A 25819-nucleotide genomic window follows, 5' to 3' on the forward strand; every position below is an offset into this window, starting at 1 on the left:
ATTGTGCAAAACGGCCCCTTGTGGGAGCGAGCCTGCTCGCGATTGAGTGCGTAGCACTCACCAAATTTATGCATCACTCGAAGCCTCCAGCAAAATCCGCCCGCTGGAACACGTGGCGGTCTCGTTGCGATAGGCGAAATACAACTTGCTGCGTACCGGATCGAAACGCAGGTGTAACTGGATTTCATCACCGGGGCGCACCAGCTGCTGGAACTTCAGCACTTCCATGCCGGCGAATTTTTCCGGCAGGCTCATCAGTTGCTGGCCAAGGCTCAACGCCCAATCCACTTGCACCACGCCGGGCAATACCGGCGCCTGAGGGAAATGACCGCTGAAGTACGCGAGGTCCGGTGGCACCGCCAGTTGCAGGCTCCATTCGCCATCGGCTTCTACCTGCTCCAGCACTTGCGGCGCCTTCGGACGCGGCGCCAGCAGCTGCGCTTCGACGTCGGCCTGAGGCAGTTTGCCCTGAGCGTTCAGCGGCAACTGCCGCAGTAAACGCCAGCGTCGAGGCAGGGCAAGGGCTTCGCAATGCTGACTCAGGTGTTCGCGTAATGCCTGAGTGAGGTTGCGTCGACCTTGATTGCGCAATGCATGCAAACCTTGCTCGCTCAGCACCAGCAACGCACCCAGTGAAGCGCGATTTTCCTGAACCACGCCCAGGCGCGCTTCGGCGACCCAGTCGTGGGTCATCAGCGCGTGTTCCAGCATCGGCAGCGAGATACGTTTTTCTTCCAGTTTGACGATCCGGTCCAGACGGCCCAGCAATTCGAAGCGGCCATCGGCCGCGATTCGCGCGGCATCCGCGGTGTGTTCAATATGGCCGGGCGGCAGGTACGGCGAGGCAATGAGCAGCGCGCCATCGCTGTCCTGGCTCAATTCGATGCCGGCAAACGGCTGCCACAAATCAAGTCCCTGGCGCCAGGCAATGCCGCCGGTTTCCGAGCTGCCGAAGATTTCCGTCGGCCACTGTTGCAGGCGTTGCTGCAGGCTTTGCGCCGCCTCGGCCGGCAATGCGCCGCCCGAGGAAAACACCCGACGAACTGCGCTCAAGGCCGGCCAGTCGAGGTTGTCGCCCATGCGCTTGAGCAGCGCCGGGCTGGCGACCCAGGCGAAGGCCGGGTGTTCGCGGCTGGCGCGCTGCAAATCTTCCGGAAAGGCCAGTTGCTTGCGCACGAACGAGCGCCCGGCACACAGCGGCCACAACACCCGAAACAGCAAACCGTAGATGTGTTGGGTGGCGACGCTGCCGATGATGCAGGCTTCAGCCAGATCGGCGCCCCAGAGGTGTTCCAGGGCTTCGACTTCATTGGCCAGTTGGCGCAGGTTTTTGTCGATGCGTTTGGGCGCGCCACTGGAGCCGGAGGTGCACAGGCTAAGCGTGCAGCGATCCAGGTCCAGCGCAGCGCCACTCAGCGGCGCATGGCGATAGTCGCTCAACTGCGCGTCATCGGCCTGATCCGTCAGCCACAGATCGACTTCGCTCGACCAGCGCTGGCGCGTCTGGGGTTGCAGGTCGGCAGGCAGCAACACGCTGACCCCGGCCCGCCAGGCGCCAAGCAGGGCAATTGCCAGGTCGGCGGCGTCTTCCAGATGCACGGCAATGCGCTGCACACCCTGCGCTTGCAGGCCGGCGGCCAGGCTCAGGGCCTGTTCGCACAACTGTGCGTGATTCAGCACCGGCCCGGCCGTTACGGCGCGTTCCGGCGGAGCCTTGAACAACAGGTGCTCAAGTTTTATCCAATTCATGGGTGGCCTCGTACCCGTTGTCGTATAAGCCATTCAATGGCAAACATCAGGCCGATCAATCCATAGGAGATCAGGCCGGTGTACAACATCCACCAACTCAGCGGCGCCCAGAGGGTCAGGGCGGCGGCGCACAAACCGTTGCAAAGAAAAAACCAGCACCAGGCAATGGTGACCTGGCGGGTGTAACGAATGGCCTTGGCCGGCAAGCGTGGCTCACGCAGGCGGGCCAGGCGCTCGATCATCGGCGGGCCGAATTTCAGGCTCAACCCGAACAGCACCAGCATGAAGCCGCTGATCAGCACGGGGTACCAGCGCAGCATGGCGGGGCTGTCGAACAGTGCAAGCAACAGGCAAAACACGATGGCGACGATGGCCATCCACAGGCTCCCTGGTCGACGCACGCCTGTCACCGCTCGCGCCAGCCACAGGCTGCCCAGCAGCAGGCCGAACTGCCACGGGGCGAAATGCTCCATGCCGAAATACACCGCGAAAGGGTACAGCAGCCCCGCGAGCAGCAGGCCGAGGCCGATCAGTCGACTCATGCGGCCGGCTGAACCAGACGGTAGACCGCCTCGACGACGTCGCTGACGGTACGCACCGATTTGAATTCTTCGGCGGCGATTTTCTTGCCGGTCTGGCGTTTGATGTGATCGATCAGGTCGACCGCGTCAATGCTGTCGATTTCCAGGTCCTGGTACAGGTTGGAGTCGAGGCTGACACGTTCTGGATCCAGCTCGAAGAGTTCGACCAAGGCATCGCGCAAGGTGTTGAAAATGTCGTCACGAGTTTGCATGGTCCGGTCTCAAGCTGCCTGTTTTGCAGTGACGAACGCCGCAAGGCTCGCCACGTTGCTGAAGTGATTGCGGGTGTCCTTGGCGTCGGCATCGATTTTGATGCCGTACTTTTTCTGGATCGCCAGGCCGAGTTCCAGGGCGTCGACGGAGTCCAGGCCCAGGCCTTCACCGAACAGCGTCTGGTCATTGCCGATGTCTTCGACGCTGATGTCTTCGAGGCCAAGGGCGTCGATGATCAACAGTTTTATTTCACGGTGCAGATCGCTCATCTTCGGCGAGCTCCTTAATAAAGTAGTGATGCAGGTAATCATTGAGCTTGCGCGAGGCTTGAGGCGCCGGGCCTTGTGCAGCGAAGGCCTGTGGGTCTATATCGGCCCCGACACGGAAACTGAAGTGCACGCGACGTTTTGGGATCCGATACCAGGGTTCGGCCTTGGTCAATGTGGTCGGGCTGACCTTGATGACCACCGGTGTGAGAATTTTCGCACCGCGCAGTGCGATCGACGCCGCACCCCGATGGAAGGCGGGTGCTTCGCCGGGTTGGGTGCGGGTGCCTTCGGGAAAAATGATCAGGGTCTGGCCGCTTTTCAGCGCGTCGGCCGCGGCGTCGAGCATGTCCATGCTGCCGTCGTTGCTGATGTATTCGGTGCAGCGTAACGGGCCACGGGTGAAAGGGTTTTCCCACAGGCTGCTTTTGACCACGCAGTTGGAATGGCGCACCAGGCCGATCAGGAACACCACGTCGATCAGCGATGGGTGATTGGCGATGATCATCTGCCCGGGGCGGCCGAGTTTTTCCGCGCCCTCGATGTCGTAGGTCAGCACGCCGGTGCGGGCCATGAACCGGACGAAAAACCAGAAACAGCGGCTGACGGTTTGCCGCGCACGCAAGCGGTGCGTCTGCGCATCGCCGGGCAGACAGCTTAGCACCGGGAATACCACCAGGCGCAGGCAAAGCCCGCCCAATCCGAAGAGGGTGAAGCTTGCGGCGGTGGCCAGCAAACGCCAGTAATAGGCGTCGCGGTTTTTTTCGGTTACCGATTGCGTTGCCAGTTCCATACACGATTTTTCCAGGCATGTTGGCAGGTGGTCTGCTGGCCCAGCAGGGTACGCAAGAGATTCAGGGCATGGGGCCAGTGGGCTTTGGACAACTCATCCGAAGTGCTGTTCAAGGACAGTTGCCAGTCATTGCCCGGTGTGAGCAACAAAGCCACCGCGTAGGGAAAGGGTACGTCGTCGATCCAGGTCGAATAGGCTTCGGGTGGCTGCTCTTCGGTGACCACCAGCAGGACGGCGGGCGCTCCTTCGCCAAGCAGCGCCGCAGCCTCTAGCATGCCGTGTTCAAGGCCATCGCCGGCCGCAGCCAGCGCGGTCATTTCGCTGGTTTCGCCGCGCATGATCGACCACAGGCCGATGACTGCGTTGTGCACAGACAGGCTGAACTGAGTCGGCGACAGGGGCTGATCGGCGGCCAGATCGCTGAGGATTTCGAAGGTGCGCGGGGTTTCGCCGTGGCGGGAAATAAAGACCAACGGTAGGTCAGGGCGACCATCGGCCAATGGCCAGCCGACACTGAACGCCATCCGCGCCAGGCGGCTGAGCCGCCGCCGTTGCATGGCCGGCAGAAACGAGACGTCGGGGGCGGCATCGCAGCTTGGCAGCACGACCGGTTGTCGGCTCCAGGCCTGCCAATCGTCCACGCTTTCGAGCCCAGGGGCCCACGCGCGCCATTGGGCGATGTTGAAGTTGATCACAGACATTCATCCCGCCCCTGCGGGCTTTCTTGACGCGGCAAGTCGCAAAATCGGCGATTCACCTGACGTGACGCTGAGCGTCGAGTGGCGCGCATTATCCCGTTGCGGCGAGCGCGTAGCAAATGCTGGTTACATTTTGCTCAACGAAATGTACCGATTGGTTCGTGAAAAGCTGTCGTTTGGCCATTATTCACATCGGTGGACGGATGTCTGTCGGCGCCGAGAGCATTTTTCCGGACGAGAAGGCGGCTTTTTCGGTGAGTGTTTGCACCTGACTGCGTAGTCCCTGTGCCGGCGAGGTAGCTAAGCGACGCCGTGGACTACTACACTCGGTCATCTTTGATACACGGAGGTTTTGACATGCGGCGCGTGGTATTCAATCAGAAAGGCGGCGTAGGCAAATCCAGCATTGCCTGCAATCTGGCGGCGGTCAGTGCCAGCGAGGGCTATCGCACCCTGTTGGTGGATCTTGATGCTCAGGCCAATTCGACCCAGTACCTCACCGGGCTCACCGGTAATGACATTCCGATGGGGATTGCCGACTTCTTCAAGCAAACGCTGTCTTCAGGCCCGTTTTCGAAGAAAAACCAGGTCGATATCTACGAAACCCCTTTCGACAACCTCCACGTCATCACCGCCACCGCCGAACTGGCGGACTTGCAGCCCAAGCTTGAAGCGAAACACAAGATCAACAAGCTGCGCAAACTGCTCGACGAGCTGGCCGAAGATTACGACCGGATCTACCTCGATACGCCGCCAGCGCTAAATTTTTATGCGGTTTCTGCCTTGATTGCCGCCGATCGTGTGCTGATCCCCTTCGACTGCGACAGTTTCTCGCGTCAGGCACTGTACGGTTTGCTGGCGGAAATCGAAGAATTGAAGGACGACCACAACGAAGGGCTGGAGGTCGAGGGTATCGTCGTCAACCAGTTCCAGGCCCGCGCCAGCCTGCCCCAGCAAATCCTCGACGAGTTGATTGCCGAAGGGCTGCCCGTGCTGCCGGTGTACCTGGGCACTTCGGTGCGCATGCGCGAATCGCATCAGGCCAACACGCCGCTGATCCACCTCGACCCACGGCACAAGCTGACCCAGCAATTCGTCGAGCTGCATAGCCTGCTCGAAAACGCCTGATCTTCCCGGCACCACCGAGCCCCTGTGGGAGCGAGACCGGCTTGCCGGCGATAGCGGTGTGTCAGACAACATCAATGTTGAATGACAGATAGCAATCGCGAGCAGGCTCGCTCCCACAGTGATTGGTGGTGCTACTAAATCCCCTGGCTACGCAGCCAGCTCATCAACTGCGGCAACGGAAACGCCCCGCTCTGGCGTGCCACTTCCCGGCCGTTCTTGAACAGAATCAGGCTCGGAATCGAGCGAATCCCCAACTGCGCCGACAACTGCTGATTCGCCTCGCTGTCCAGCTTGGCCAGCCTGCATTTGCCCGCCAACTGACTGGCTGCCTGCTCAAACACCGGCGCAAAAGACTTGCACGGCCCGCACCAGTCCGCCCACACGTCCACCAGCAACGGCAGATCGCCCTTGATCTGACTGGCGTAATCACCTTGTTTCAATTCGAAAGGCTTGCTCAGCAAGACCTCGGCTTTGCAGCGCCCGCATTTCGGCTGATCGCCGAGGCGCTCGGCGGGGATGCGGTTGAGGCCGTTGCAGTGGGGGCAGGGGATGAGGAGTGGGTCGGACATAATCGGGCTCTGAATAAATGGGTTATCAGTGAAGCTGATCTGGAGTCGAAGTCGGTGGTTATCAAGGCGACATTCCGTAAGTCACTCAAGAGGAACAACTGATCTCCAAATGCTTCCCCCACTCCGGCGGCCGTTCGGCGTAACCCTCCATCCCCGGTTGCTCCTCGAACGGATTGCTCAGCACCGCATGCAGCCGGCGAACCTCTGAATAGTCGCCGCTTTCCGCCGCATCGATGGCTTTCTGCGCCAGGTAGTTGCGCAGGATGTAGAGCGGATTGACCGCGTGCATCCGTTGGCGGCGTTGTGGCTGGTTAACTTCACCTTCGCGGGCAACACGGGCGACATAGCGTTCTGCCCAGGCATCAAAGCCCTTGATGTCTACGAAGTCGTCGCGCAAGCGGGCAACGGCCAATTCCGGTGATTCCTCGCCGAGGCGGCGGAAGAACAGGCTGTAATCGACGCCGCTGTTCTGCATCAGTTGCAGCAATTGCTCCAGCAGTTTCTGGTCATCGTCTTCGGCGGTGGTGAGGCCGAGGCGGCGGCGCATCAGGTCCAGGTAATGGGCCTGGAACAGTGGCAGGTACAGCCCGAGGGTTTCGCGCAGGGCTTCGACGCTGATGAACGGCGTCAGCGCCTGGGCCAGGGCGCTGAGGTTCCACTGGCCGATCGGCACCTGGTTGCTGAAGGAATAACGGCCCTGATCATCGGAGTGGTTGCAGATGAAGTTGGCGTCGAAGTCATCGAGGAAGGCGAACGGGCCGAAGTCGAAGGTGATGCCGAGGATCGACATGTTGTCGGTGTTCATCACGCCGTGGCAGAAGCCATAAGCCTGCCATTTGGCGATCAGCTCGGCATTGCGCTCGACGACCTCGCGGAACATCGCCAGGTACGGTTCTGGCTGTTCGAGGCATTCCGGGAAGTGCATGGCCAGCACGTGCTCGCCGAGCTCTTTCTGCTTTTCGGGGCGTTTGGTGTAGTAGAAATACTCGAAATGCCCGAAGCGCACATGGCTCGGTGACAGGCGCAGGATCATGGCTGCGCGTTCCTGTTTTTCGCGCCACACCGGTGTGTCGGAGCCGATCACGCACAGCGCGCGGGTGGTCGGGATGTTCAGGGCATGCAGCGCTTCGGACGCAAGAAACTCGCGGATCGACGAACGCAGCACCGCACGGCCATCGCCCATGCGCGAAAAAGGCGTCTGGCCGGCGCCCTTGAGGTGCAGGTCCCAATGCTCGCCGGCCTCGTTGTAGACCTCGCCCAGCAGCAGTCCGCGACCGTCGCCCAGCTGTGGGTTGTAGGAGCCGAACTGATGCCCGGAATACACCATCGCACGTGGCACCGCGTCGGCCCAGAGTTTGTGGCCGCTGAACAGCTCGGCGAACTCCGGGGTTTCGGCCACGGCCGGATCAAGGTCGAGCAGCGCCATGGCGGCAGGGCTCGCGACGACCAGGCGCGGATTGTCGATGGGCTCGGGCAGTACGTGGGCAGAAAACGTATCGCCCAGGCGATCGAAGCGATTATCGAAGGTCAGTTCGTCGAGGGCTTTCACCGGCCATCTCCAGCAGAATGTCCGAGCATTCTGCTAGGGATAGGGCGGTTAGTCGAGTTTGGCGGGCGGCGGCTCTTGCAGCGGTTTGCCGTCGGCCATCGGCACGATGGTTTTGGCTTCCGGCTCGATGGGCACCATTTTGTATTCCTGGCCGTGCAGGTTCTTCAGGTAAACCTCCATCTGCCGGAACGAAATGTTGATGTGCTGCTTCTTGAACTCGCGGTTGATGAAGCGGTTGACCTCATCGAGTACCGGGTTGCGGTCACCGAGGTCACGCACATGCATGCGCAGCTCGTGGTCGAGGGTGCTTTCGCCGAAGTTCAGGAAGTACACGTGCGGCTCCGGATCCTTCAGCACGCGCGGGTTGTCCCGGGCGGCTTTGAGCAGCAGTTCTTTCACCAGGTCCAGGTCCGAACCGTAATCGACGCCGAGCTTCAAGGTCACCCGGGTAATGGTGTCGGTCAGCGACCAGTTGATCAGTTGCCCGGTGATGAACGTCTTGTTCGGGACGATGATGTCCTTGCGGTCGAAGTCGGTGATGGTCGTGGCGCGGATGCGGATCTTGCTGACCGTGCCCGACAGGTTGCCGATGGTGATCGTGTCGCCGATCCGCACCGGGCGTTCGAACAGGATCATGATCCCGGAGATGAAGTTCGCGAAAATCTCCTGCATCCCGAAGCCAAGTCCCACCGAAAGCGCCGCCACCAGCCACTGCAACTTGTCCCAGCTCACGCCGAGCGTGGACAGGGTCGAGACGAAACCGATGCCGGCGATCACGTAAGACAGCAGCGTGGTCGTGGCGTAGGCGCTGCCCTGCGCCAGGTTCAGCTTCGACAATACGAACACTTCCAGCAGCCCTGGCAAGTTGCGCGCGAGGGCGAAGGTGATGCCGATGATGATCAGCGCCCCCAGCATGTCGCCGATGCTGATCGGCACCATGCTCATGTTGGCGCCGGTGCCGCTGGTGTATTCGTAGAGGGTGATGTTGTCGAGGTACGAGAACACCGAAATCAGATCGGACCAGACCCAGTACAGCGCAGCGATGAAGCCGCCGAGCAGCGCCAGGCGAATCAGGCGCAACGACTGCTCGTTGACCTTCTCGATGTCCAGGGTCGGCTCTTCGATCACCGCTTCGCCATCGCCGGCCTCTTTCGCTGCCTGACGTTTGGCCAGGGCGCGCTGGTACGCGAGACGGCGTGCCGCAACGCTCAGGCCGCGGACGAACGTGGCTTCGATCACCAGCCAGAACATCAGCAGGTAAAGCGTGTTGATCAAGCGGTCGCTGAGCTTCAGCGCGGTGTAGTAGTAGCCGAAGCACACCGCCACGAACAACGCGACAGGCAGGACGGTGAACATGACCCCGACCGCTTTGCGGAACAACGAGGCGTTTTCGTGCGTCGGGCTGCTGATCAGCAATCGACTGAGCAGCCAGGTCATCAAGGCGTAGCAGATCAGTACGACCGGCATGCCCAGCACGTCATCGGCCAGCCCCGCCGGTTGCAGCTCGGCAACGGCCACCACCGCGACCAACGCCATGACCACCAGCCCGAGACGGCGGACCCAGCCCTGGAGAAATTCGACCTGAGGCTTTTCCCAGCGGAAATGCAGTTCGGCGACGCCGCCCGGCGCGAGGATCCGGTAGGCGGTGTAGAACACCAGCCAGGCCTGAGCCATTTGCAGCAGCGCCGCGCCCATGTTGGCGTTCTGCCCCCGAGCGTCGATTTGCAGGGCCAGGCCACACAGGGCCAGGCCCAGCGCAACCGGCAATGCCAGCAGAATATTGACCAGAATCGCCTGCGGCGTGTGCAACTGGCTGTCACGCTTGAAGTGGCCGATGTCCTGGTGAACCTTGTTCAGTCGGGCATACAGGCTTTTACGCCGCCACAGCAGGGCGCCGATCACCAGTACCAACGGGAGAAACAGCAGCGGTCGCTGAGTCAGGCCGTCAATCAATTCACTCACGCTCGACGCCAGCGGCAGGGTCGCCACCTGGCGTTGCAGACGTTCCGGCACGCCGCGCATCCATTCAAGATCGAGCGGCTTGTTGCTGGGAATCCAGAACATCTGTTCGTCGAGGGTCGCCCGCAGGCTTTGCGCGGTGCTGAGCAGTTGCTTCTGATTGAGTTGCAGCGTGATCGATTCGTTGAGCACCGCGCTCAATTCGCGGTTCAGCCGTTCCAGCAGGTCGGCGCGGGTCGTGGCCAGTTCCAGCAGGCTCTTGCGTAGTTGCGGGGTGACTTGCTCGGGCGGCTGAGTCGACAGCAGGTTGTCGACATAGGTCGCCGGGTTGCTGAGCAATTCCCGTTGCTGGCTGACTTCGAACTGATACAGGCGAATGTCGGCGATCTGGTCGGCCAGGTCGCGGTCGACCTTGAGGCGCGGCAGGCCCTGTTTCTGTTTGTAGAGGATTTTCGACAGCAGCAGGCTGCCCTTGAGCACGCTGATTTGCTCGTCGAGGGCCGAATCGCTCTGGGTTACGTTGTCGAGTTGCTGCTTGGTTTGCAGGTTCTGCTGGGTGACTTCGTTGAGGCGGTCGGTGCTCTTGAGCAGGTAGTCCGAAAGCTTCAGGTTTGCCGCACTTTCGGTGGCCAGCAGGGCGCTGCCGCCGGACTTCTGCGCTTCGATGGACTGCTGCGTCACCGTCTCCTGGGACTGGGCCAGGCGTTTCTGGTTGATCAGGTTTTGCAGCTCCTGGATTTCGCGATCCAGGCGGTCGGATTTTTCCGAGAGCAAGTCATGCTGGCTGTTGCCCAGGTCCTGCAACTGGCTGTTGCCGGCCAGTTCCTGGCGACGTAGCGGGATCAGTGCATTCAGTGCCGCGAGTTCGGCATTGAGCAGGTCGCGCTGTTCGCTGCTCAAGGTCTTACCGTTGTCTTTGCCGGCCTTGAGGATGTTATTGATCTGCTGGATGCGCGTCTGGCTGGTGGAAATTTCAGCCTGGGCACGCTCAGGGCGGGTCTGGGCGGTAATGACCAGGCTGTTCGCATCAGCGAGGGCTTTCTGCATATCACTTTGCTGGGTCGCGCGCTCGGTCAGCATCTGCTCGAGCTGCTGCACGGATTCTTTGCCATAGCGTTGCGCCACAGGGATGGCGCTGCTGGCTTTGAGGCGCGTCAGTTCGCGCTGGTTCTCGATGTTCTGCTTGGGCGCGGTAGCGAGTTGCTGCTTCAGATCGGCCAGCTTGCGCTCGTAATCACGCTTGTTGTTGAGCTGTGTCAGCGTGCTTTGCAGCAGCGTTTGCAGGGCTTTCTGATCGGCTTCCGGCAGTTTGCGGTCGGCGATCTTGTCCAGGCTCGCCTGCACGGCTTCGCTGGACGGTGGTTCCGCCGCTTGCAGGGTGCCGACAGACAGACTCAAGCCCAGCAGGGCCATGATGAAAAAGGTGCGCAGGGTTGACATAGAGACCGATCGAAAACGAGACGAAGAATGAAGTTTAGAGGAAGAGTCCCGGACCCGGGCGACTTCCTTCGGGGAATCTGACGCCCACTTTGCCGATCTTGTTCCCTTCCATGACCGCGACGGTCCAGATGGTGTTGTTCCATTCCACCTGGTCACCCACGACTGGCGCACCGCCCACTTTGTGAGCAATGAAACTGGCCAGAGTCATATCCGGATCGATGCCTTCGACTTTCAACCCGTACAGGGCAGCAACCGCCGCCAGCTGGGCATCTCCTTCGAGTACGAAGTCGCCGAAGAAACGCAAATCGAGGCCTCGTTGAGGCGCCTGGCTAAACAGTTTTCCAAGGGCCGGCAGGTTGTGTTCGTGGCCGATTACGCAGAGCAAATCATCGACTTCGAGCACCGTACTACCCGACGGATGGAGCAGTTGCTGGCCACGAAACAGTGCGGCGATGCGTGTGCCTTCGGGCATTTTCAGTTCGCGAAGGGGCGAGCCGATGCACCATTTTTCGGCACCGAGGCGATAAACGAACAGCTCCCACTCGCTGGTGACATGCACTTCCAGGGCTGAGCGCGAGATCGGCGCAGGTTCCGGTGGCACCGTCACCTTTAGCAGTTTGGCGATCCACGGCAGGCTCGTCCCCTGTACCAGCAGCGACACCAGCACAATAAAGAAGGCGAGGTTGAAGTAGAGCTGGGCGTTGGGCAGACCGGCCATCAGCGGGAACACCGCCAGAATGATCGGGACCGCGCCGCGCAGGCCGACCCAGGAAATGAAGGCTTTCTCTCGACCGTGGAAGGCCTTGAAGGGCAGCAGGCCGACCAGTACCGACAGCGGCCGGGCAAACAGGATCATCCACAGCGCCAGGCCCAGCGCAGGCAAGGCGATCGGCAGCAAGTCGTGCGGCGTGACCAGCAGGCCCAGCACCAGGAACATGCCGATCTGCGCCAGCCACGCCATGCCGTCGAGCATGTGCAGAATGCCGTGGCGGCTGCGTACCGGACGGTTGCCGATCACCAGGCCGCACAGGTAAACCGCGAGGAAGCCGCTGCCGTGCAGGGCGTTGGTCAGGGCGAATACCACCAGGCCGCCGGCGATCACCAGAATCGGATAGAGGCCGGTGGCCAGATTGATCCGGTTGACCAGTTGCAGCATCAGCCAACCGCCACCGAGCCCGATCACGCCGCCGATGCCGAACTCGCGCAGCAGGTGGGTCAGCAGGCTCCAGTGCAGGCCGGTCTGGCCGCTGGCGAGCATGTCGATCAGGGTGACGGTGAGGAACACCGCCATCGGGTCGTTGCTGCCGGATTCGATTTCGAGACTGGCGGTGACCCGTTCGTTCAGGCCTTTGCCGCCGAGCAGCGAGAACACCGCCGCAGCATCCGTGGAGCCGACGATGGCGCCGATCAGCAGGCCCTGGATCAGGTTCAGATCGAACAGCCAGGCCGCGGCCATGCCGGTCAGCCCGGTGGTGATCAACACCCCGACCGTGGCCAGCGACAGCGCCGGCCATAACGCCACACGAAAACTCGACACCCTGGTGCGCAAACCGCCGTCGAGCAGGATCACCGCCAGTGCAAGGTTGCCGACCAGATAAGCCGTTGGGTAGTTATCGAAAATAATCCCGCCGCCATCGACGCCGGCGGCCATGCCCACGGCCAGGATGATCACCAGAATCGGGATACCGAGGCGGGACGAAAGTGAGCTCACCAGAATGCTCGCACCTACCAGCAACGCGCCGATCAAGAACAGGCTGTTGATGGTCGTCGCATTCAAAGGCAATACTCCAGAAAGCTGAAAGGCGGGCACACACTGACCATGCAGTCTGCGTGCCAGCGATTCTAACCTGTTGAAATGTGATGCTGTCAAAAAGCTTTTGCAGATCAAAAGCCCTACGCGAAATCCGCCATTACGCAATCCCCTGTAGGAGCCGGCTTGCTGGCGATGGTGTCTGTGAAATCGCCATCGCCAGCAAGCCGGCTCCTACAGATCGGGGGATGTTCCGGATCGACGTATCACGAGCATCTGGTGTTAGCGGGTCAGAGGCTGAACCGTCCAACCATTGTGTTCAGGTCCACTGCCAGTCGCGACAGCTCGTTGCTCGCCGCGCTGGTCTGATTGGCGCCGGTGGCGGATTGCACCGACAGATCACGAATGTTCACCAGGTTACGATCCACTTCACGGGCCACTTGGGCCTGTTCTTCGGCCGCGCTGGCGATCACCAGGTTGCGTTCGTTGATTTCGACGATGGCGCTGTTGATTGTGTCCAGCGACATCCCTGCGCCGCGAGCGATGTTCAAGGTCGACTCGGCGCGCTCGGTGCTGTTACGCATCGAATCCACCGCGTGCTCGGTGCCGGTCTGAATGCTGCCGATCATGCGTTCGATTTCGCTGGTCGATTGCTGAGTGCGGTGCGCCAGTGCACGCACTTCGTCCGCCACCACCGCAAAACCGCGCCCGGCTTCACCGGCGCGGGCCGCTTCGATGGCGGCGTTCAAGGCCAGCAGGTTGGTCTGGTCCGCCAGGCCACGGATCACATCCAGTACCTTGCCGATGTCGCGGGATTCATTGGCCAGATCACCGATCAGCGTCGCGGTGCTCTGCACATCGGCGCTCATGCGTTCGATGGCGCTGACGGTTTCCTGCACCAGATCACGACCGTCACCGGCCGACGTGGTGGCGTTTTTCGACGCTTGCGAGGTGCTCACCGCGTTGCGCGCGACTTCTTCCACGGCGCTGGTCATTTCATTGACGGCGGTGGCGGCCTGTTCGATCTCGTTGTTCTGTTGGGTCAGGCCACGGGCGCTTTCGTCGGTGACACTGTTGAGCTCTTCAGCGGCGGAGGCCAGTTGCGTGGCCGAGCCGGAAATCCGCTGCAGGGTGTCGCGCAGCTTGTCTTGCATCTTCGACATGGCCAGCAGCAAACGGCCGGCTTCGTCTTCGCCATCAACGGTGATCGGGCGAGTCAGGTTGCCTTCGGCGATTTGTTCGGCAGCGCTCAAGGCATTGGCGATTGGCTTGGTGATGCTGTTGGTCAGCAGCCAGGCAAACAGCACGGTCAGGCCGGTGGCGATGACCAGCAAGGTGATCACCAGATTGAAAGCCGAATCGTATTGATCGGCAGCGCGCTGATTGGTGTCGACGGTCTGCTGGGTGTTGATCTCCAGCAAGCGATTGAGCACTGCGTTGACCGCTTCGGAGTTGGTCAGCAGATCGGTGTTGAGCAAGGTGCGCAGTTCATCGACCTGATTGTTGCGCGACAGGGTTTTCATCCGGTCTTCGATCTGGCGGTACTGCCCCAGCAACTGCACGTATTGATCGTAGGCTGCACGTTCCTGCGGGCTGGCGATCAGTTTTTCGTAGGTGGCTTGAGCCGCACGAATCTGTTGGTTGCGCGTGTCCAGCAGCTCCATGGTCTTCTGCTGAACGTCCGGCTCGCGGTTCACCAGCAAACGGTAGGACAGCACCCGCAGGCGCAAGGTGAGTTGAGTGAACTCGTCGAGGCTTTTGATACTTGGCACGCTGCTCAAGGTGATCTCCTCGGCAGCACCGCGAATCTTGCTCATCTGGTTCAAGGCAAACACTCCCAGAACCAGCATCAGACCGCCAATCAGGGCGAAACCGAGGAACGCCCGCGGAGCGATATTCATATTACGAAGGGACATGGTGTTTACCGAAAAGAGCGCACCTGTGCGGCGCTGAGACTGACGTATGGATGACTTATCGGTCATACGACTAAAGTCTTGAGGGGCTGCGCGTATTTGTCGCAGCCAGACCGTTTCCTGTAGGAGCGAAGCTTGCTCGCGAAGGGCGTCCAGACAACGCGTTCATCCAGGCTGCACGCGTTATCGTTAACGTCCTTCGCGAGCAAGCTTCGCTCCTACAGAAACTATGGCGACGAAGTGCAGGAACCAGATCCGCCAATCACAGTCTTTAAAGTTCGCGAGGAAGGTCGCCCGCCAGGAAAATCAAGGCCTTGCGCCCCATTAACCCTGGCATCCGTGGTGACTTTTCTTTATCGTACGCGCCCCTTGAAAATGCTTGGAAAATCAAAATGTTGGAAGCATCCCTAAGCCAATTGGAACAACTGGTCAGCGACCTTGTTCAACAGAACCAGACCCTGAGTGCAGAACTGGCCCAGGCCAAGGATGAAAACGAAAGCCTGCAACTGAGCCTGATGGAACAGGAAGAGAAACAAGGCGCCACCGCCGCCCGCATCCAGGCCCTGGTTGAACGCGTCAGCGCCGGCCCGGTCAGCGCATGAGTGTCGGCGCCGCAGGGGTAAAAGTCGTCTCGATCCTGGGGGAGGACTATTCGATCAAGGCGCCGGCCGGGGAAGAGCAAACCCTGCTGGACGCCGCATTGATGTTGAAGGCTGCTTTGGCCGACACCAAAAGAAAGTACCCGACGTTGATCGGTGACCGCCTGCTGGTGCTGGCCGCGATGAATCTGTGTTCTCAGCAGATCGAAATGAAAAAGCAGCACAAGCTCGAACTAGACCGTTACCAAGAGCAAGTCAGCGCCACGGTTGAAGTGATCTCCAAGACGATCAATCAAGCCTGATCGGCTTTGCGCACAACCAAAGAATAAATTGTCGATTGAGTTGTATACAATCGGCACGGCTGTTGCAGTGTTTCAGCCTCTTATTCTTTGGGGGTGCTCCATGCAGTTCTGGCGTCGCAGTATTCAATGGCAGTTGATCCTCAGTATGGGCACCGCCCTGCTGGTCAGTATTCTGATCGTGGTTGGCGTTTATACCCTCGTGGTCAACCGTCTCGCCCAGAGCTACCTGGTCGAACAAGCGCTGCCGTCGAGCATCGAAGCGATGCGCAACGACATCGAGCGCATCCTCGTTCAACCCCTCACCGCCGCCAAGGACATCGCCAGCAACAGCATGGTGCGCGACTGGCTCGCCGGGGGCGAAAACAGTGATCAGACCGCCGCGTTCGTGCAGTATCTGGAGGGCATCCGCGCCGAACACAAAGCCTTTACCGCGTTAATTGTCGGTACGGCTTCAAACCACTATTTCACTGAAAAAGGCCTGGACCGCAGCCTTAGCCGTTCCAATCCCAAAGACGCCTGGTTCTATTCGTTCCTCGACAGCAACCAGCCGCGCACCCTCAATATCGACAACGACACAGCCACCGGAGAATTGGCGCTGTTCATCGACCTCAAGGTCGAGCAGGCCGGCAAAGTCGTGGGCGTTGCCGGGCTTGGCCTGAGCATGAAAGAGCTGTCGGAGCTGATTCACAACTTCACCTTCGGTGAGCGCGGCAAGGTCTATCTCGTGCGTTCCGACGGTTTGATCCAGGTTCACCCCGAAGCGCAATTCAGTGGCAAGCGCACCTTGGTCGAGCAAATCGGTGCGTCGGCCGCGCAGGCAGTCATGGGTCAAAAAGCTGCCAGCAGCAGCTTCGTGCGTGATGGCGAAGACTACCTCGCGTTGAGCCTGCCGCTGAGGGACTTGGGCTGGACCCTGGTGGCCGAAGTGCCACAGTCGCAGATCTACGCCGAAGCCCGCCGCGCCATGTGGATGAGCAGCGGCATTGGCTTGGCGGTGGCATTGGTGTGCCTGTTACTGGTGGTGTTGCTGGCCCGTGGGTTGGTGCGGCCGATTCGTCAGGTAACAGCAGCGTTGGTTGCCATCGGTAGCGGTGGTGGAGATTTGACCCACAGGTTAGATTCCAGCCGCGCCGATGAACTGGGTGACCTGGCTCGTGGCTTCAATCGATTCCTCGACAGTCAGCGCGAGATGATCGGCGAAGTGCTGACCACCAGTGAGCGTTTGCGCACCGCCGTCAGCCAGGTGGCGAAGGTTGTGGACAACACCGCCGAACGCTCCGGGCGTCAGCAGGAAATGACCGACATGGTTGCCACCGCCGTCCACGAAATGGGCCTGACCGTGCAGGAAATCGCGCAGAACGCCGGTAACGCGGCGGTTGCTTCGCAGGATGCTCGCGACGAAGCGATGCAGGCGCGGGAAGTGGTCGGTGGGTCGATCCGACATATTGAAAGCATGTCCGATGAAATCGGTGTGGCCGCCAGTGCGGTGGGCGAACTGGCGGATCAGGTGGCGTCGATCGATCAGGTGTTGGCGGTGATTCGCGGGATTTCCGAACAGACCAACTTGCTGGCGCTTAACGCGGCCATCGAAGCGGCGCGGGCCGGGGACATGGGGCGCGGGTTTGCCGTCGTGGCAGATGAAGTGCGGACGCTGGCGCGGCGAACTCAAACGTCCACCGATGAAATTCAGCAAATCATCGGCAGCCTCAAACAAGGCGCGGAGAACGCGGTGTCGTCGATGCACACCGGTCAAGCGGCGACCGGCACCGGTGTCGAATCGAGCCAGCGCACCGGGACGTCGCTGACCGCGATTACCGGGCAGATCGAGCGCATCAGCGACATGAACCACCAAGTCGCGACCGCGACGGAAGAACAGTCGGCGGTGACCGAAGAGATCAACCGTAACGTGCAGGGGATTTCCGACCTGGCCCGGGCGACAGCGGGGGAGGTCAGGGCTTGCCGGGAGGATTGCCAGACGTTGCAGCGGTTGGCGGATGATTTGGCGCGGCAGATGGGTGGGTTCAAGTTGAGTTGATAGGGCGCCTGTTCGAACGCCATCGCGAGCAGGCTCGCTCCCACATTTGAACGCGTTGTCTGGTTAAACGCGAACCACTGTAGGAGCGAGCCTGCTCGCGATTGGATTTCAGCAACACTGCATGGCTGTGATCAGAACCACTCATCCTGCATGTTCAAACACACATCATCCCGCGCCTCAAGAATCGCCAGCTCATGGTGGCAACCCGGCACTTCCCAGGTCAGGAAATACCGCGCCGCCTGCAGCTTGCCCTTATAGAAGCTCACATCCGCCGCGTTCCCCTTGGCCAACCCTTCCTCGGCGCGAATCGCCTGTTCCAGCCAGCGCCAGCCAATCACTGTGTGCCCGAACACTTTCAAGTACAGCGCCGAATTCGCCAGGCTGCTGTTGACCTTGCCTTGAGCCAGGTCGGTCAGCAAGCCGAGGGTCACGGTTTGCAGGCGGGCCACCAGTTTCTCCAGCGGTTCACGCAGCGCATTCAGCGATTCGTAGGCTTGCGCCCGTTCGGCAGTGTCGGCGATCAGGCGGATCAATTGCTTCAGTCCCGCACCACCGTTCTGCGCCAGTTTGCGGCCCAGCAAGTCCAGTGACTGAATGCCGTGGGTGCCTTCATGAATCGGGTTCAGACGGTTGTCGCGGTAATACTGCTCAACCGGGTATTCGCGGGTATAACCGTGACCGCCGAGAATCTGGATCGCCAGTTCGTTGGCCTTCAGGCAAAACTCCGACGGCCAGGATTTGACGATTGGCGTCAGCAAATCCAGCAGCTCATGCGCCTGTTTGCGCTCGGCTTCGGTCGCAAGCGTCGTGGTGTCATCGAACAGTCGCGCCGCGTACAACCCAAGATCGAACGAGCCTTCGACGTAGGCTTTTTGCGTGAGCAACATGCGTTTGACGTCGGCGTGCTGAATGATCGCCACTGGTGCGGTGTTCGGGTCTTTGCTGTCCGGCACGCGGCCTTGCGGACGCTCGCGGGCGTACTCCAGCGAGTAGAGATAACCGGCGTAACCGAGCATCACCGCGCCCATGCCGACGCCGATTCGCGCTTCGTTCATCATCTGGAACATGTAGCTCAAACCGTGGTGCGGCTTGCCCACCAGATAACCGACGCACTCACCGTTATCACCGAAGTTCAGCGCGGTGGACGTCGTGCCGCGCCAGCCCATCTTGTGGAACAACCCGGCCAGCAACACGTCGTTGCGCTTGCCCAGGCTGCCGTCATCGTTGACCAGGAACTTGGGCACGATAAACAGCGAAATGCCTTTCACCCCGGCCGGTGCGTCCGGCAGTTTGGCCAGCACCATGTGCACGATGTTTTCCGACAACGGGTGATCGCCGCCGGAGATGAAGATCTTGTTGCCCTTGAGTCGATAGGTGCCGTCAGAAGCAGGCTCGGCGCGGGTACGAATATCCGACAACGACGAACCTGCGTGCGGCTCGGTCAGGGCCATGGTGCCGAAGAAACGGCCGTCGATCATCGGTTGCAGGAAGCGCTGTTTCTGTTCCTCGGTGCCGAAGCTTTCGATCAGGTTCGCCGCGCCCATGGTCAGGAACGGGTATGAAGTCGAGGCCGCGTTGGCTGACTGGAAGTGTGCGAAACACGCCTGGGACAGCAGTGTAGGAAGTTGCATGCCACCGGCGTCGAAACTGCGCGCAGCGTTGAGGAAGCCGGCTTCGAGGAAGGCATCCACCGCTGGTTTCACTTCCGGAATCAGAATCGCCTGACCGTTCTCGTAGCGAGGCTCGTTCTCGTCGCCCTTGCGGTTGTGCGGGGCGAAAAACTTCTCGGCAATGCTGCGAGCGGTGCCGATGGCGGCGTCGAAGGTCTCGCGATTGTGCTCGGCGAAACGCTCTCGCTGGGTCAGGCCTTCGGCGTCGAGGACTTCATACAGCTCGAAAGCCAGATTGCGGGAACTGAGCAACGTCTCGGACATGGCGGCCTACCTTTTTTTGGAGTGGACCGAGTCTAGGCGTGGGGATAGAGGCTGAACAGGATGATTGATGAGCGTGATGGTAGGGCAGAGCGACGACTTAACAGGCACCACAAAACAAATGTGGGAGCGAGCCTGCTCGCGATAGCGGTGTTTCATCCAATTCATGTGTCGGATGACACACCGCTATCGCGAGCAGGTTCGCTCCCACAGGGGGTATTGCGTACCGGGCGGCTATTGCGGCAGCCCGGCTTATCGGTTTTAGCCGATGGTCATCAAGCTCGCATTACCACCCGCCGCAGCGGTGTTAACGCTCAACGCTCGCTCGATCACCAGGCGCTCCAACGCAATGTTGGTCTCGCCCAGCGACAACCCATGAACCCCGACAATCGCCCCGGCGCGCTTGGCCACTTGCTGGCAAACCGCACGCAGCTGATCGGAATGGCCGTGATGCAGAACCGCATCAAACACCACTTCGTCCTTGTTCCAGTCGGCAACCAGCTTGATGCGCGCCTGAACTTCCTTCGGCAGGCGTGCGAACAAGGCTTTGGTCAGGTCAGCTTCCGGCCATACCGCTGAGCCACCGACGGCCAATACCGCCGCCAGTTGCGTCAGCAAATCGCCTTCAGCTTCGGCCAGGGACAGCACGTGCTCTCGCGGCAGAATGGCGTAGCTGTTGCGCTCGCCGGTCGGGCCCGCCAGCACACGGGTGATGCCGCTTTGCGATTGGGCCGCGAACTGCACGCACAAGGCGCTCAGGTCGGCAAACTTGTTGCTGTCGGCCCAGGTTTGCAGGGCGGTCAGCGGTTTGCTCATGGCATCACGCAGACGAACATCCGGTGCAGTGGCTGCGTCGCCACGAGCGAAGGATTGTTCGATTGCATCGGCAGGACGCGTCGACAGCAGGCGGTACAGGTACAACGGACCACCGGCTTTCGGGCCAGTACCCGACAGGCCTTCGCCACCAAACGGTTGCACGCCAACCACCGCACCGACGATGTTACGGTTCACGTAGACGTTACCGGCATTGACGTTGTCGATCACCTTGGCGATGGTCTCGTCGATGCGCGTATGCACGCCCAGCGTCAGGCCGTAGCCGGAAGCGTTGATCTGACCGATCAGCTGGTCGATGTCTTTGCGTTTGTAGCGCACCACGTGCAGCACCGGGCCGAAGATTTCGCGTTGCAGCTCATCGAAGCTTTCCAGCTCGATCAGCGTCGGCATCACGAAGGTGCCGCGTTTGACTTCTTCGCTGTTGGCGATGGCCACCTGGTACACGTTGCGACCTTTTTCGCGCATGGCCTGGATGTGCTTCTCGATGCCCGCCTTGGCTTCGGCGTCGATCACCGGGCCGATGTCCACGGACAGGCGCTCAGGGTTGCCGAGACGGCATTCAGCCATGGCGCCCTTGAGCATTTCGATGACACGGTCAGCGGAATCTTCCTGCAAGCAAAGTACACGCAGAGCCGAGCAACGTTGACCGGCGCTGTCGAAGGCCGACGACACCACGTCGATCACGACTTGTTCGGTCAGTGCCGAGGAGTCGACGATCATCGCGTTCTGGCCGCCGGTTTCGGCGATCAACGGAATCGGACGGCCCTGTGCATCCAGGCGGCCAGCGACGTTGCGTTGCAGCAAACGAGCGACTTCGGTGGAACCAGTGAACATCACGCCTTTGACCCGATCGTCACCGACCAGACGGGCACCCACGGTTTCGCCACGGCCCGGCAGCAGTTGCAGCACGCCTTCCGGAATCCCGGCTTCGAGCATCAGGCGCACGGCCTGGGCAGCGACCAGCGGGGTTTGTTCCGCAGGCTTGGCCAGTACCGGGTTACCGGCGGCCAATGCAGCGGCAACCTGACCGCTGAAGATTGCCAGCGGGAAGTTCCACGGGCTGATGCACACCACCGGGCCCAATGGGCGGTGGGCGTCGTTGGTGAAATCGTTGCGAGCCTGCACCGCGTAATAACGCAGGAAGTCCACGGCCTCACGCACTTCGGCGATGGCGTTGGCGAAGGTCTTGCCGGCTTCGCGAGCCAGCAGGCCCATCAGCGGCTGGATCTCGCCTTCCATCAAATCGGCGGCACGTTCCAGAATCGCAGCACGTTCGGCCGGCGGGGTGGCCTGCCAGATCGGCGCTGCGTTCAGGGCGCACTGGATCGCGTTGTCGACGTCTTCGACATTTGCTTCCTGTACGTGACCGACCACGTCACGCAAATCGGACGGGTTCAGAACAGGCGCAGGGGTTTCGCTGCTGGAGACGCAGCCGAGCATCGGCGCGGCTTTCCAGTGGTTGTGAGCAGTGGCCAGCAGAGCGCACGACAGCGAAGCCAGGCGATGTTCGTTGGCCATGTCGATGCCGCTGGAGTTGGCGCGCTCGGCACCATAAAGATCACGCGGCAGCGGGATACGCGGGTGCGGCAGGCCGAAGCCGCCTTCCAGCGTCGCCATCTGCTCGATGCTGGCCACTGGATCGGCCACCAGCTCCTGAATCGAAATGGACTGGTCGGCGATACGGTTCACGAACGAGGTGTTCGCGCCGTTTTCCAGCAGACGACGTACCAGGTACGCCAGCAGCGTTTCGTGAGTCCCGACCGGTGCGTACACGCGGCATGGACGGTTCAGCTTGCCTTCGGAAACTTTACCTACAACCTGTTCGTACAGCGGTTCGCCCATGCCGTGCAGGCACTGGAACTCGTACTGGCCCGGGTAATAGTTCTGACCGGCGATGTGGTAAATGGCCGACAGAGTGTGGGCGTTGTGTGTGGCGAATTGCGGGTAGATGACTTCCGGCACCGACAACAATTTGCGGGCGCAAGCGATGTAGGAAACGTCGGTGTACACCTTGCGGGTGTAGACCGGATAGCCTTCCAGGCCTTCGACCTGGGCGCGCTTGATTTCGCTGTCCCAGTACGCGCCTTTCACCAGGCGGATCATCAGGCGATGACGGCTGCGGCGAGCCAGGTCGATCACGTAATCGATCACGTACGGGCAACGCTTCTGATACGCCTGGATCACGAAACCGATGCCGTTCCAGCCGGTCAGTTGCGGCTCAAAGCACAGGCGCTCCAGCAGATCCAGCGACAGCTCAAGGCGGTCGGCTTCTTCGGCGTCGATGTTCAGGCCGATGTCGTATTGCTTGGCCAGCAGGGTCAGCGACAACAGGCGCGGGTACAACTCGTCCATCACACGCTCGTACTGCGCACGGCTGTAACGCGGGTGCAGTGCCGACAGCTTGATGGAAATGCCCGGGCCTTCATAAATCCCACGACCGTGGGACGCTTTGCCGATCGAGTGGATGGCTTGTTCGTACGACGCGAGGTACTTCTGCGCGTCGTGCTCGGTGAGGGCGGCTTCACCGAGCATGTCGTAGGAATAGCGGAAACCCTTGGCTTCGAACTTGCTCGCGTTGGCCAGGGCTTCGGCGATGGTTTCGCCGGTGACGAACTGCTCGCCCATCAGGCGCATGGCCATGTCGACGCCCTTGCGGATCATCGGCTCGCCGCTCTTGCCGATGATGCGGCTCAGCGACGAAGTCAAACCCGCTTCATTATGGGTGGCGACCAGTTTGCCGGTCAGCAGCAAGCCCCAGGTGGCGGCGTTGACGAACAGCGACGGGCTGTTGCCCAAGTGCGGCTGCCAGTTACCGGTGCTGATTTTGTCGCGGATCAGTGCGTCACGAGTGCCCTTGTCCGGGATGCGCAACAGCGCTTCGGCCAGGCACATCAGTGCCACGCCTTCCTGGGACGACAGGGAAAATTCCTGCAACAGGCCCTGAACAATTCCGGCACGGCCACCGGCGCTCTTCTGATTGCGCAGTTTCTCGGCAATCGAGGCAGCCAACTTGTTGGTGGCGTCAGCCATGGCAACCGGCAGGCGCGCCTGTTCGATCAGCATCGGCACCACTTCCGGCTCAGGGCGACGGTAAGCAGCGGTAATGGCGGCGCGCAGCACCGATTGCGGCAAGATGCTTTCGGCGAACTCAAGGAAGCACTGGTGCGCGTGGTCGACGTGGACGTCGCCACTGTCGTCAGCTTCTTTGGCCGTCAGGCCGTTGAGCTCGGTCAGGGTTGCACCACCCTCGAGTTTTTCCAGGTAATTGAAAATTGCCTGCTTGATCAGCCAGTGCGGCGTGCGATCAATCGAAGTCGCGGCGGCCTTGAGGCGCTCGCGGGTCGGGTCGTCAAGTTTGACCCCAAGGGTGGTGGTAGCCATATTTTTATCCTCATGTTTGCCACGACCGCGTGGCATCAGCTGGCGGCAAGATTAGCTGCGCGCTCTCTGAGGTGCAACCGGGTGCAACCCTTTTTTTGTCGGAATAATAGGCAGCTCGTCAGGAATTAAATTCCGGTACGAACGTACCGCTCCTGCTTGGTGCTTTTGCTTCTAGTAAACGCTCATGACTGCTCTAAAAGGGAGCAAAAACAGAGCTTTTCAAGCTAAATCCGACTAGGTGCAACTTATTCTCAAAAAATGGGTTGCACCTTATTTGTGTTGTTGAATAGGATTCGCGCCCAAGGTGCAACCGGTCGAAAAGACAGGTGCACCGGCTGATGGCTTTCCTGGGGAAACATCAGTCCTAAATGCGCGGACCCGCAAATCGTTTGATCAAACATTGTCGTTTGTCGGCGTTTTCACACTCTGCCGCTACATAAAAACAAAGCCAGGGCATCACTTAATGAGCGTTAGCAATCCAACCCTGATCACGTTCGTGATCTACATCGCAGCAATGGTGCTGATCGGCTTCATGGCCTATCGCTCCACCAACAACCTTTCTGACTACATTCTGGGCGGTCGCAGCCTGGGCAGCGTCGTGACTGCATTGTCCGCTGGCGCCTCCGACATGAGCGGCTGGTTGTTGATGGGTCTGCCGGGCGCCATCTACATGTCCGGTCTGTCCGAAAGCTGGATCGCCATCGGTCTGATCGTCGGTGCTTACCTGAACTGGCTGTTCGTCGCCGGCCGTCTGCGCGTGCAGACCGAGCACAACGGCGATGCGCTGACGCTGCCGGACTACTTCTCCAGCCGTTTCGAAGACAAAAGCGGCCTGCTGCGGATCATCTCGGCGGTTGTGATCCTGGTGTTCTTCACCATCTACTGCGCGTCCGGCATCGTCGCCGGCGCCCGTCTGTTCGAAAGCACCTTCGGCATGTCCTACGAGACCGCGCTGTGGGCCGGTGCTGCGGCGACGATTGCCTACACCTTCGTTGGTGGTTTCCTGGCAGTCAGCTGGACTGACACCGTACAAGCCACGCTGATGATTTTCGCCCTGATCCTCACGCCGATCATCGTGTTGCTGGCGACCGGCGGCGTCGATACCGCGTTCCTGGCCATCGAAGCGCAAGATCCAGCCAACTTCGACATGCTGAAAAACACCACCTTCATCGGCATCATCTCGCTGATGGGCTGGGGCCTGGGCTACTTCGGCCAACCGCACATCCTGGCGCGTTTCATGGCGGCGGATTCGGTCAAGTCGATCGCCAATGCCCGTCGCATCTCCATGACCTGGATGATCCTGTGCCTGGGCGGCACCGTGGCTGTAGGCTTTTTCGGTATTGCCTACTTCTCGGCCAACCCTGCCGTGGCGATGCCCGTCAGCGAAAACCACGAGCGCGTGTTCATCGAACTGGCCAAAATCCTGTTCAACCCATGGATCGCCGGTATTTTGCTGTCGGCCATTCTGGCTGCGGTGATGAGTACCCTGAGCTGCCAGTTGCTGGTGTGCTCGAGCGCCCTGACCGAAGACTTCTACAAAACCTTCCTGCGTAAATCGGCTTCCCAGGTGGAACTGGTCTGGGTCGGCCGCGCCATGGTGCTGCTGGTTGCCCTGATCGCCATCGCGATGGCCGCCAACCCGGAAAACCGTGTGCTGGGTCTGGTCAGCTACGCCTGGGCCGGTTTCGGTGCTGCGTTCGGTCCGGTGGTCCTGATCTCCGTGATCTGGAAAGACATGACCCGTAACGGCGCACTGGCAGGCATCCTGGTCGGCGCGATCACCGTGATCGTGTGGAAACACTTCGAGCTGCTGGGCCTGTACGAAATCATCCCTGGTTTCATCTTCGCCAGCCTGGCGATCTACATCGTCAGCAAGCTGGGCGCGCCGACTCACGGCATGCTGCAGCGTTTCGCTGCTGCCGAGGCTGATTTCCGCCTGAACAAGTGATCGGGATGAGCTGAGGCTCAACCCCTTTCGCCGAACATGAAAACGGCCCGCTTCCTTTGGAGGCGGGCCGTTTTTATTGGGCGGGGAAAAGTTTGGTGTTGCCGATGCCGCCTTCGCGGGCAAGTCGGATCGCCGCACCGCTCGCTCCTACAGGATTGCGTTGATTCAAAACTAATGGGCG

The 25819-nt window shown here is 60.5% G+C and carries 18 protein-coding genes and 1 pseudogene; 5 read left to right on the forward strand and 14 right to left on the reverse strand.

Annotated features, from left to right (window positions below):
* Positions 1 to 66: 66 nt before the first annotated feature.
* The 6 genes from K5R88_RS23415 to K5R88_RS23440 are packed head-to-tail and all read right to left on the reverse strand — an operon-like array spanning position 67 to position 4303.
* On the reverse strand, positions 67 to 1749 hold the full coding sequence (locus K5R88_RS23415; protein WP_226298452.1) for an acyl-CoA synthetase family protein: 1683 nt from the start codon (positions 1747 to 1749) through the stop codon (positions 67 to 69).
* On the reverse strand, positions 1746 to 2291 hold the full coding sequence (locus tag K5R88_RS23420; protein ID WP_008025126.1) for a hypothetical protein: 546 nt from the start codon (positions 2289 to 2291) through the stop codon (positions 1746 to 1748). The genes K5R88_RS23415 and K5R88_RS23420 overlap by 4 nt, the downstream gene beginning before the upstream one ends.
* Positions 2288 to 2542 carry an acyl carrier protein gene (locus K5R88_RS23425; protein WP_008025124.1) on the reverse strand — a complete coding sequence of 85 codons (255 nt, stop codon included), beginning with the start codon at positions 2540 to 2542 and terminating at the stop codon, positions 2288 to 2290. The genes K5R88_RS23420 and K5R88_RS23425 overlap by 4 nt, the downstream gene beginning before the upstream one ends.
* Before the next feature lie 9 nt (positions 2543 to 2551).
* Complete coding sequence (locus tag K5R88_RS23430) at positions 2552 to 2812, reverse strand: phosphopantetheine-binding protein (protein ID WP_008025122.1); 261 nt, start codon at positions 2810 to 2812, stop codon at positions 2552 to 2554.
* Positions 2793 to 3602 (reverse strand): lysophospholipid acyltransferase family protein, encoded by an 810-nt coding sequence (locus tag K5R88_RS23435; RefSeq protein WP_192226883.1) that lies wholly within the window; start codon positions 3600 to 3602, stop codon positions 2793 to 2795. The genes K5R88_RS23430 and K5R88_RS23435 overlap by 20 nt, the downstream gene beginning before the upstream one ends.
* The gene (locus K5R88_RS23440) at positions 3578 to 4303 is read right to left on the reverse strand and encodes a beta-ketoacyl synthase chain length factor (RefSeq protein ID WP_008042032.1); all 726 of its coding nucleotides are present in this window, start codon (positions 4301 to 4303) and stop codon (positions 3578 to 3580) included. Before K5R88_RS23440 ends, K5R88_RS23435 begins: the two co-directional genes overlap by 25 nt.
* A gap of 354 nt (positions 4304 to 4657) precedes the next feature.
* Between K5R88_RS23440 and K5R88_RS23445 the strand changes: the two genes are divergently transcribed.
* Positions 4658 to 5428 carry a ParA family protein gene (locus K5R88_RS23445; protein WP_008025116.1) on the forward strand — a complete coding sequence of 257 codons (771 nt, stop codon included), beginning with the start codon at positions 4658 to 4660 and terminating at the stop codon, positions 5426 to 5428.
* Positions 5429 to 5562: 134 nt separating this feature from the next.
* Here K5R88_RS23445 and trxC read toward each other — a convergent pair whose 3' ends face one another.
* The 6 genes and pseudogenes from trxC to K5R88_RS31070 form a co-directional block, all read right to left on the reverse strand.
* The gene (gene trxC / locus K5R88_RS23450) at positions 5563 to 5997 is read right to left on the reverse strand and encodes a thioredoxin TrxC (protein ID WP_223414635.1); all 435 of its coding nucleotides are present in this window, start codon (positions 5995 to 5997) and stop codon (positions 5563 to 5565) included.
* An 85-nt stretch (positions 5998 to 6082) separates the two neighbouring features.
* A complete protein-coding gene (gene selO, locus K5R88_RS23455; protein WP_226298453.1) occupies positions 6083 to 7546 on the reverse strand; it encodes a protein adenylyltransferase SelO in 1464 nt (487 codons plus the stop codon).
* Between the two features lie 48 nt (positions 7547 to 7594).
* On the reverse strand, positions 7595 to 10945 hold the full coding sequence (gene mscK / locus K5R88_RS23460; RefSeq protein ID WP_192226886.1) for a mechanosensitive channel MscK: 3351 nt from the start codon (positions 10943 to 10945) through the stop codon (positions 7595 to 7597).
* A gap of 34 nt (positions 10946 to 10979) precedes the next feature.
* Entirely contained in the window at positions 10980 to 12722 is a 1743-nt protein-coding gene (locus K5R88_RS23465; protein ID WP_008025108.1) for a potassium/proton antiporter, read from the reverse strand.
* A 263-nt stretch (positions 12723 to 12985) separates the two neighbouring features.
* Positions 12986 to 13858: a methyl-accepting chemotaxis protein gene (locus K5R88_RS31065; RefSeq protein ID WP_411737390.1), complete on the reverse strand. Its 873-nt coding sequence runs from the start codon at positions 13856 to 13858 to the stop codon at positions 12986 to 12988.
* Positions 13841 to 14677: pseudogene (locus tag K5R88_RS31070) on the reverse strand (MCP four helix bundle domain-containing protein); the annotation flags it as partial. The pseudogene K5R88_RS31070 and the gene K5R88_RS31065, both read right to left, overlap by 18 nt.
* A 323-nt stretch (positions 14678 to 15000) precedes the next feature.
* Here K5R88_RS31070 and K5R88_RS23475 point away from each other — a divergent pair.
* From K5R88_RS23475 to K5R88_RS23485, 3 genes are all read left to right on the forward strand, one after another.
* Positions 15001 to 15210, forward strand: a complete 210-nt coding sequence (locus tag K5R88_RS23475) for a hypothetical protein (RefSeq protein WP_008025106.1) — start codon at positions 15001 to 15003, stop codon at positions 15208 to 15210.
* Positions 15207 to 15509, forward strand: coding sequence for a cell division protein ZapA (locus tag K5R88_RS23480; RefSeq protein WP_008025105.1), 303 nt, complete (start codon positions 15207 to 15209; stop codon positions 15507 to 15509). The genes K5R88_RS23475 and K5R88_RS23480 overlap by 4 nt, the downstream gene beginning before the upstream one ends.
* Before the next feature lie 100 nt (positions 15510 to 15609).
* On the forward strand, positions 15610 to 17544 hold the full coding sequence (locus tag K5R88_RS23485; protein ID WP_226298455.1) for a methyl-accepting chemotaxis protein: 1935 nt from the start codon (positions 15610 to 15612) through the stop codon (positions 17542 to 17544).
* Between the two features lie 131 nt (positions 17545 to 17675).
* Here K5R88_RS23485 and K5R88_RS23490 read toward each other — a convergent pair whose 3' ends face one another.
* On the reverse strand, positions 17676 to 19478 hold the full coding sequence (locus K5R88_RS23490; RefSeq protein ID WP_223413874.1) for an acyl-CoA dehydrogenase: 1803 nt from the start codon (positions 19476 to 19478) through the stop codon (positions 17676 to 17678).
* Positions 19479 to 19736: 258 nt separating this feature from the next.
* On the reverse strand, positions 19737 to 23690 hold the full coding sequence (gene putA / locus K5R88_RS23495; RefSeq protein ID WP_226298456.1) for a trifunctional transcriptional regulator/proline dehydrogenase/L-glutamate gamma-semialdehyde dehydrogenase: 3954 nt from the start codon (positions 23688 to 23690) through the stop codon (positions 19737 to 19739).
* 463 nt (positions 23691 to 24153) lie between these two features.
* On the opposite strand from putA, the gene putP reads away from it, so the two are divergent.
* A complete protein-coding gene (putP, locus tag K5R88_RS23500; protein WP_192226891.1) occupies positions 24154 to 25638 on the forward strand; it encodes a sodium/proline symporter PutP in 1485 nt (494 codons plus the stop codon).
* The last annotated feature ends 181 nt before the right edge of the window (positions 25639 to 25819 follow it).

The organism is Pseudomonas sp. MM213, from assembly GCF_020423045.1.
Classification (GTDB): Bacteria; Pseudomonadota; Gammaproteobacteria; order Pseudomonadales; family Pseudomonadaceae; genus Aquipseudomonas; species Aquipseudomonas migulae.

Excerpts from the sequence above, each read along its gene's own strand:
- K5R88_RS23415 (WP_226298452.1), bottom strand. The coding sequence starts at position 1,749 with ATGAATTGGATAAAACTTGAGCACCTGTTGTTCAAGGCTCCGCCGGAA.
- K5R88_RS23420 (WP_008025126.1), bottom strand. The coding sequence starts at position 2,291 with ATGAGTCGACTGATCGGCCTCGGCCTGCTGCTCGCGGGGCTGCTGTAC.
- K5R88_RS23425 (WP_008025124.1), bottom strand. The coding sequence starts at position 2,542 with ATGCAAACTCGTGACGACATTTTCAACACCTTGCGCGATGCCTTGGTC.
- K5R88_RS23430 (WP_008025122.1), bottom strand. The coding sequence starts at position 2,812 with ATGAGCGATCTGCACCGTGAAATAAAACTGTTGATCATCGACGCCCTT.
- K5R88_RS23435 (WP_192226883.1), bottom strand. The coding sequence starts at position 3,602 with ATGGAACTGGCAACGCAATCGGTAACCGAAAAAAACCGCGACGCCTAT.
- K5R88_RS23440 (WP_008042032.1), bottom strand. The coding sequence starts at position 4,303 with ATGTCTGTGATCAACTTCAACATCGCCCAATGGCGCGCGTGGGCCCCT.
- K5R88_RS23445 (WP_008025116.1), top strand. The coding sequence starts at position 4,658 with ATGCGGCGCGTGGTATTCAATCAGAAAGGCGGCGTAGGCAAATCCAGC.
- trxC (WP_223414635.1), bottom strand. The coding sequence starts at position 5,997 with ATGTCCGACCCACTCCTCATCCCCTGCCCCCACTGCAACGGCCTCAAC.
- mscK (WP_192226886.1), bottom strand. The coding sequence starts at position 10,945 with ATGTCAACCCTGCGCACCTTTTTCATCATGGCCCTGCTGGGCTTGAGT.
- K5R88_RS31065 (WP_411737390.1), bottom strand. The coding sequence starts at position 13,858 with ATGTCGAAGATGCAAGACAAGCTGCGCGACACCCTGCAGCGGATTTCC.
- K5R88_RS23475 (WP_008025106.1), top strand. The coding sequence starts at position 15,001 with ATGTTGGAAGCATCCCTAAGCCAATTGGAACAACTGGTCAGCGACCTT.
- K5R88_RS23480 (WP_008025105.1), top strand. The coding sequence starts at position 15,207 with ATGAGTGTCGGCGCCGCAGGGGTAAAAGTCGTCTCGATCCTGGGGGAG.
- K5R88_RS23485 (WP_226298455.1), top strand. The coding sequence starts at position 15,610 with ATGCAGTTCTGGCGTCGCAGTATTCAATGGCAGTTGATCCTCAGTATG.
- K5R88_RS23490 (WP_223413874.1), bottom strand. The coding sequence starts at position 19,478 with ATGTCCGAGACGTTGCTCAGTTCCCGCAATCTGGCTTTCGAGCTGTAT.
- putA (WP_226298456.1), bottom strand. The coding sequence starts at position 23,690 with ATGGCTACCACCACCCTTGGGGTCAAACTTGACGACCCGACCCGCGAG.
- putP (WP_192226891.1), top strand. The coding sequence starts at position 24,154 with ATGAGCGTTAGCAATCCAACCCTGATCACGTTCGTGATCTACATCGCA.